Raw genomic sequence first — 279 nt, forward strand, 5'->3', positions numbered from 1 at the left:
CAACGCCGGTGCAGCGGTATTGCCTGTCATTGCGGTTGGTGTAAACACGATTGATAACAGGAACAAAATAGTGTTTCTCCATTTGCATATCCTCCATAAAAAATACAGGGAGAGGGCCGCAGGCAGCCCTCTCCCCATTGTCAAACTTTGATGGCCCGGCGTGTTAAGCCACACCGGCCATGCGGAAAAATTCCTCCGGCGTCAGCACCGGGATACCCAGTTCCCGCGCCTTGGACAGCTTGCTGCCGGCCTTCTCGCCGCAGACCAGATAGTTGGTCT

1 protein-coding gene is annotated in these 279 nt (G+C 54.8%); it reads right to left on the reverse strand.

What is annotated here, in order from left to right:
• Positions 1-163: 163 nt before the first annotated feature.
• Positions 164-268, reverse strand: coding sequence for a hypothetical protein (locus QWJ41_RS22150; protein WP_369292743.1), 105 nt, complete (start codon positions 266-268; stop codon positions 164-166).
• Positions 269-279 lie beyond the last annotated feature (11 nt).

Origin of the sequence: Nocardioides cremeus (genome assembly GCF_030518195.1) — a bacterium.
Lineage (GTDB): Bacteria > Actinomycetota > Actinomycetes > Propionibacteriales > Nocardioidaceae > Nocardioides > Nocardioides cremeus.